7 protein-coding genes are annotated in these 6,303 nt (G+C 50.1%); 1 reads left to right on the forward strand and 6 read right to left on the reverse strand.

Annotated features, from left to right (window positions below; translation table 11 throughout):
• Positions 1–124 precede the first annotated feature (124 nt).
• On the forward strand, positions 125–928 hold the full coding sequence (locus OC187_RS04040) for a hypothetical protein (RefSeq protein WP_262997674.1): 804 nt from the start codon (positions 125–127) through the stop codon (positions 926–928).
• A gap of 50 nt (positions 929–978) precedes the next feature.
• Here the strand turns inward: OC187_RS04040 and OC187_RS04045 are convergent, their stop codons facing one another.
• Genes OC187_RS04045 through hflK form a run of 6 tightly spaced genes read right to left on the reverse strand, consistent with a single transcriptional unit; the run spans position 979 to position 6,272 of the window.
• The gene (locus OC187_RS04045) at positions 979–1,569 is read right to left on the reverse strand and encodes a cytochrome c oxidase assembly protein (RefSeq protein WP_262997675.1); all 591 of its coding nucleotides are present in this window, start codon (positions 1,567–1,569) and stop codon (positions 979–981) included.
• A gap of 21 nt (positions 1,570–1,590) precedes the next feature.
• A complete protein-coding gene (rnc, locus tag OC187_RS04050; RefSeq protein WP_262997676.1) occupies positions 1,591–2,301 on the reverse strand; it encodes a ribonuclease III in 711 nt (236 codons plus the stop codon).
• Positions 2,282–2,794, reverse strand: coding sequence for a hypothetical protein (locus OC187_RS04055; RefSeq protein ID WP_262997677.1), 513 nt, complete (start codon positions 2,792–2,794; stop codon positions 2,282–2,284). Before OC187_RS04055 ends, rnc begins: the two co-directional genes overlap by 20 nt.
• Positions 2,795–2,834: 40 nt before the next feature.
• Entirely contained in the window at positions 2,835–4,301 is a 1,467-nt protein-coding gene (locus tag OC187_RS04060; protein WP_262997678.1) for a Do family serine endopeptidase, read from the reverse strand.
• A gap of 2 nt (positions 4,302–4,303) precedes the next feature.
• Positions 4,304–5,176 (reverse strand): protease modulator HflC, encoded by an 873-nt coding sequence (hflC, locus tag OC187_RS04065; protein ID WP_262997679.1) that lies wholly within the window; start codon positions 5,174–5,176, stop codon positions 4,304–4,306.
• Position 5,177: 1 nt separating this feature from the next.
• Complete coding sequence (gene hflK / locus OC187_RS04070) at positions 5,178–6,272, reverse strand: FtsH protease activity modulator HflK (RefSeq protein ID WP_262997680.1); 1,095 nt, start codon at positions 6,270–6,272, stop codon at positions 5,178–5,180.
• Between the last annotated feature and the right edge of the window lie 31 nt (positions 6,273–6,303).

A 6,303-nucleotide genomic window follows, 5' to 3' on the forward strand; every position in this document is an offset into this window, starting at 1 on the left:
GGTAGGTTGCGTGATGCTTAGGTTCCTCAAACCCCTCTGGAGGCGGTTGTGGGATGGTCCTGTTGACTCCGTGTGCTGATTTTGCTAGAGTAATGTTGTCTTCTCTTCAAAAAATGAGGCTAGGATGTCGAGGGATGATGACCGTCACGATGATGTGGGTGTCTCAAGGCTGGGGCGTGACCGGCTGTTTGCTAAGGTGTTTGGGGTGCTGCTCCTCGCCAGTGCTTCCCTTTTCGCCTTCTGTGCCGCTTACGTCTTTTCTGCTGGGGTCCCTCTGCTGAGCTTTGGGCCTTCTACTGCCGCCTTTTTGTTCTCCATGGTGGGTGTCTTTGTGGCTCTCGCTGGACTCATAGTGTTCTGCGTGAGACTAAGGGTGGTTGATAGGTATGGCCTTATCGTTTCCCTTCCTGAAGAGAGGTTCGACGCTCCTAGGATGCTGAAGATGAACGGGCAGTTTGTCCAGGGCGCTCGTGTGCGCGCAGAGGTCAGCATTAGCGATTCGGTGGGTAGCTCTAGGGCCTCTAAATTCAATGTCCTCTCGTGCGGTTTTGCGTTTGCGCTGGGTGCCTCCATGTGCACCTTTTCGGCCGCGTTTGGCGTCTTGTGCGCACAAGCGCATGGGAATTTTGCGGAAGCGGTGCAGTCCCTGTTCATTCCGTCTACGGCGTCTAGTGTGTGTATGGTGTCAGCCGCCATGGTACTGATTCTTGTGGCTGTATGTCTTATCCGTTACATGGTGTGTGCTGCGGATGATCGCCGTATGATGGTCCTTACCGATGACAGCAGGGGGTCTTACTTCTCCGATGGAGATGTAATGGACATTGCCAATGGGCTCAGGGTTGGTGCTTCCGGCATCACCAATGTCAGGATCTCCCGGTCAGGTGGTGCTTCCGTTGTTTCCGGGGGTGTTGTGGCTTCGCTTACGTAAAAGTGTGGGGTTAGTTGGTCACCAGCTGTGCCCCCTCCCGCGCGGTGTGACTAGGGGTGGGCGTTGCCGCTACCTCTACGGGTAGATACGGGTTTCTCGCCTATCTGCTCTGTGTTGTTGGGGAAGAAAGTATAGGACAGGGTGATCTCTCTGATATCTCTGGTTGTTGGGTCCTCTTCTATAGCTGGGTCTATGAAAAATGACACCGGCATTGCCAATCTAAGCCTGGGTGCGAATGTCTGTTGAGAAAAGCAAAAACATGCGACCTTGTTGAAATACTTTCCCGCTTGTGTTGGAGTTACGTTGTATACCGCTGTGCCGCTTATTTCTCTGTCGGACTGGTTTTCCGCTACGTAGAATGCTAACTTTTGTATTCCCGGAGTTACGACGACGTAGGGCTGCTCGGGATAAAAAGACAGCGGGATTCCGTGAGTGTCTGCACTGAATCTCACCTTGATGCTGTAGCTGCCCGCCTTTTTATTTCTCGGCGCAACTTGTTGGGCTTGCCTCGTGGTGCCTCCATATCCAGTTACCTTGCAGAAAATTCTATACAACGGCACTGAAGCGTATGTTAGGCATATCATTGAGATTATGATCGATACTAGTAATGCCAGGATTTCGTTATTGTGCTTTTTTTTCACTGTGACAACTCTGGGTCCATTCTAGGAAGGCCCAATGATCTTTTTCAACATCAAGTTTGCTGCTTCCTGCTCAGCAAGCTTTTTGCTACTACCAGCGCCAAGAGCGCTACAATGTCCTGGGACGCTTACTTCCACCGTGAACACAGGCTTATGCTCGGGACCGGATTTACTAATCAATCTGTATGACGGTACTGCCTGGCCCTTGCTCTGTGCCCACTCCTGCAGGGCAGTTTTGGGGTCCTGAGGTGGTACCGAGGACATGTGCTGCGCGCGCGGAAGCCAGTGTCTGTATATGAAGTCTGCATATGTGGTGTCCCCTGTACCTTTGTCTATGTACATTGCCCCTATAAGAGCTTCTAATGCATTTTCTAAAATTCCTGGGTTGTAAGCCCCCCCGCAGGCCAGCTCCCCGCTGGACATGAGTATAAGATTGCCGAGTCCTATAGATTTTGCAACTTCTACTACCTCAGGACCGCACACCAGTGCAGTTCTCTTTTTGGTAAGGCACCCCTCATCGTCATTTGGGAAAAGATCGTAGAGCATTTTCGACGCAGTCATGTTGAGCACGGCATCCCCCAGAAACTCGAGGCGCTCATAATTTGCTACGTTTTCGCGCGACAGGCTTGGGTGAGTCAACGCTTCTAATAAGAGATCTAAATTTGAAAATTTGTATCCCGTGGCTTCATACACTCTGCACACCAGGCTTTTTTTATCAATGGAGCGTGACAACATGAAACTCCTGTTTGTTGACTAGTACGCTAGGTAGGTTGTTTGCAATGTTGTAAAACTGAATGACTTCGGGCTGTGATAGGCCAAGTGCAGCAACACGCACTGAGCTACGGATGATACGGCCACTTGAAGTCACTAACATCATTTGCCCTGTTTCAACGCGTGGCGCCTTGCTATCAGCCTCAGCAGCGATTGGCCCCAGTGTTACAATTTTGTCCATTGCTGTGCCAAGAAGCCCAACAATGGAGCGGTGCGGTATTTTTGAATAGAAACAACGCTGCAGCACTTGGGTGTAGGTGGCTACCAATCCGTTTCCGGCAATGGGTGTGGGAGTTGACTGCGAATGGCGATGAAGCCTAATGCTGTGCTGCACAGGCACACCTTCACTAGCCCACGTAGCAGCCTGGCCATTTGCAACTCTGGCACACCGCTTTACCATGGATCCTACCTCCCTACCCCTTACTGGAACCAGCGCCGAGGGACGACATACCCGCAAAGAGCAACACAATAATGCTCGGGAACAACGCCCCACAACCCTATGCATTCTTGTTCAGTTTTACCGGGATATATACCGGTGGTGAATCGCCACCTCCCTTCTTTACGAGCAATAACAAAGAAGATCCTTTACCACTACTACTCTTAATCTTGCCCATCTCCTTGCTAAAATCCGACACGTTGTTTATTGCTGTGGAGTTGATTCCAAGTAGTATATCTCCCTTCCTAATACCCTCGCCGAAAGCATCGCTTCTATGGTCAACGCGGATAATCAACACCCCCTCCTGCTTCTTAGAGCTTTTGGGTGGGTTTGTGACTGTGAGCCCTACGCTTTCGTCTGTAGCCTCCTGGTCGGTGCTGCCAGGTATAGCATCATCAGGTAGCTTGCCTATGGTAACTACAATATTGAGAACCTTACCATCCCTCTGGACAGCCATCTTGGCCTTTTCGTTCACTGCAGTTTTTGCTATGAGGTGGGTTAACTGGGGCATGCTGTCAATCTTTTGCCCGTTGAACTCCAGAATAACATCGCCCACTTTTAGCCCCGCCTTTTCTGCTGGACTATCCTTGGCAACACTAGATATCAACGCACCCCGAGCCTGTTCCAGACCGAGAGAATCCGTCATGTCGTCGGTTACATGCTGGATTACAACCCCAAGCCATCCATGCTCTACCTTGCCGCCTTTGGATAACACATTTATAACGCGGGCAGCGTTGTTTGACGGGATAGCGAACGCTACGCCAACATTCCCTCCGCCCTGGGGGGACATTATCGCGGTATTTATGCCAATCACTTCCCCATCAGCATTGAACAGAGGCCCCCCGGAATGTCCACGGTTTATGGCTGCGTCGGTCTGTAAAAATTCGCTGGCAGTGCCAATATTGATATCGCGTGCGCGGCCAGAGATTACGCCAACGCTTACTGAGCCCCCGAGCCCAAAGGGGTTACCTATCGCAAGTGCCCACTCTCCAACCAGAACGTTGTCGGAATTGCCTAACTTAGCGGGTTGCAGGTCTTTTTTTGTTTTGACTTTAAGCACAGCTAGATCCGTCTTAGGATCCTTGCCCAGCACTGTGGCCCTGGCCGTGGAGTTGTCGCTAAATTTCACATGAATCTCTTTCGCGTTCGCTATCACGTGATAGTTGGTCACTATCAGCCCAGATTTGTCCACTATGAAGCCGGATCCCAAGGAGATCACCTTACGTGGCTTTGGTGGGTCAACTAGTAGAGGCTCCAGGTTGTTGAAGAATTCTTCAAAAATGCCCTTTGGGATTCCTGGGAACCTGAAACCCTGTTGTCCCATGGAGTTCGCATCACTATCCACAGTTTGCTCAGTGGATATGTTGACCACTGCAGGTAGCAACCTGGCAGCAAGCTCAGAAAACCCCCTGTGGCTGTCCGGCGCGCCAGAAACTCGCGACTGCGAGGCCGATACCCCAATGCCAGCACCGCAACTAACGCTAAACAGTGTCGTAAGTAGCAAAAAAAGCGACAAGAATCTCTTCACACTTAACCCCTGTGTTTGTTAAAAAGACTTATGAAATCGTTGTTTGGTGACAGCACAATTCTAGTTGTGTCGTCGCCGAAGACTTTCCTGTAGGCTCTCATTGTACGGTAAAAACTGAAAAAGTCAGGGTCAGAACTCAGGGCGTCATTGTAGATCTGAGATGCTCTTGCGTCTCCGGCACCCCTGATTATCTGTGCGTCCTTCATCGCATCGGCGATTATAACACGCGTCTGAAAGTCTGCATCCGATCTAATTTTTTGGGATACCTCTTCGCCCTCTGCTCTAATCTCCCTTGCCTCCTTTTCCCTGTCTGTTTGCATGCGTCGGAAAATTGCTGCGCTGTTCTCTTCTGGCAGATCAGCCCTCTTGATGCGCACATCAACCATTTCTACGCCAAACTTTTCAGACTCTGTACGGACGCCCTCCTGTATGCGGCGCATCACATCGGATCTTGCCTCATTTAGGAAGTTAATCAGCGCAACGCTTCCCACCTGCTCACGCAAGCTTGACTCTATGATGGAGCTCAGCCTATTCTCAAGCCCAGTTTCGCTCCTCACTGTCTGGTAAAACCTTACTGGATCCACAATCTTGTACTTTGCGTAAAAGTCCACGACAAAACGTTTCTGGTCTGCAGCTATAACTTCACAAGAGTCTGATCTGATTTCTATGATTCTCTTATCAAAGTATATAACCTCACTGATCACGGGGGCCTTGTAGAACAAACCGCTTTTCTGTACGCTTTTCAGTACGCGCCCAAACTGTACCACTATGGCCTGGTGCGCTTCATCAACGATAAACAGGGACTCGAGTATAATTATTGCCCCTGCAAAGGCAATGGAGCACAGTACAACCAATTTAGCCAGTCCTAATTTCATGCTACTTCTTACCGCTCCCCAATTTGTTGCCACCTTCAGACGTCAGGGGCAAATAAGAGAACAGACCCTTGACGTCGTCTGTAACGACTATTTTATCCATGCCACGCAGCACTTCCTCCATAACCTCTATATACATGCGGTCTCTGACTGCTTCAGGCTGGTTTACGTACTCCTTATGTATCGCAAGAAACTTAGCAGCATCACCCTGAGCCCGGTTTACCACCTCACTTCTGTATGCCTCGGCATCTAGCTTTATTTTGATCGCCTCCCCCTTGGCTCTGGGGAGCACCTCATTACGATACGCATGCGCCTCATTTATGGCGCGCTCCTTATCAGCGCGGGCGCTCTGCACATCTCTGAACGCACTGATAACCTTCTCTGGAGGATCCACCTTCTTTAGCTGTATGGAGAGGACCTCCACGCCCATGTTGTACTGATCCAGTATACTCTGCAATAGCTTTTTTGTTTCATACGCTATAGAGGCCCTTCCTTCTCCCTCTATGGCAAAAGCAAGTGTACTCTTTCCTATTATTTCGCGCATAGCACTCTCTGCTGCGTTTTTCACTGTGGCCCCTGGCCTCATATCCCTTACACAGAATAGGTACTTATACGCGTCGGTGACCTTCCACTGAACGTCGAAGTTTATATTCACTATGTTTTCATCACCGGTGAGCATGATACCCTCACCTGTGCCGTGGTCAGCATCTCTTGATGTGCCTGCGCCTATTTCTTCCTTGCCGACGACCTCAACTTTCACTTTTAGCACCCTACCCAAAGGGCGAGGCAACCAGTATCTCAAACCAGGATCGGTAACTTTTCTGTATTTTCCAAATGTTAGCTCAACAGCCTTCTCTTCCGGATTTACCACGTAAAATCCAGAGCATGCGTAGAACGCGACGGCAACCACAAGTGCAATAAATAGGTGAGAATACTTGAACGAAAACCCGCCACCGTGCCCACCTGGGAACTCACTCAACGCCGAACGAACACCACTGAAGAAACCGTCAAACTGGGCATCACTGAATTTTTTCCCGTTTTTAGGTTTATCGAAGCTTCCTCCGCTGCCCCCTCCCCAAGGGTCACTATCATCGCTCATAAAGACCTTATAAATTGCACCTCAAAGCATG

Source organism: Anaplasma capra, from assembly GCF_025628805.1.
Taxonomy (GTDB): domain Bacteria; phylum Pseudomonadota; class Alphaproteobacteria; order Rickettsiales; family Anaplasmataceae; genus Anaplasma; species Anaplasma capra.

Coding starts and splice junctions, on each gene's coding strand:
- OC187_RS04040 (WP_262997674.1), top strand. CDS start 125: ATGTCGAGGGATGATGACCGTCACGATGATGTGGGTGTCTCAAGGCTG.
- rnc (WP_262997676.1), bottom strand. CDS start 2,301: ATGTTGTCACGCTCCATTGATAAAAAAAGCCTGGTGTGCAGAGTGTAT.
- hflC (WP_262997679.1), bottom strand. CDS start 5,176: ATGAAATTAGGACTGGCTAAATTGGTTGTACTGTGCTCCATTGCCTTT.
- hflK (WP_262997680.1), bottom strand. CDS start 6,272: ATGAGCGATGATAGTGACCCTTGGGGAGGGGGCAGCGGAGGAAGCTTC.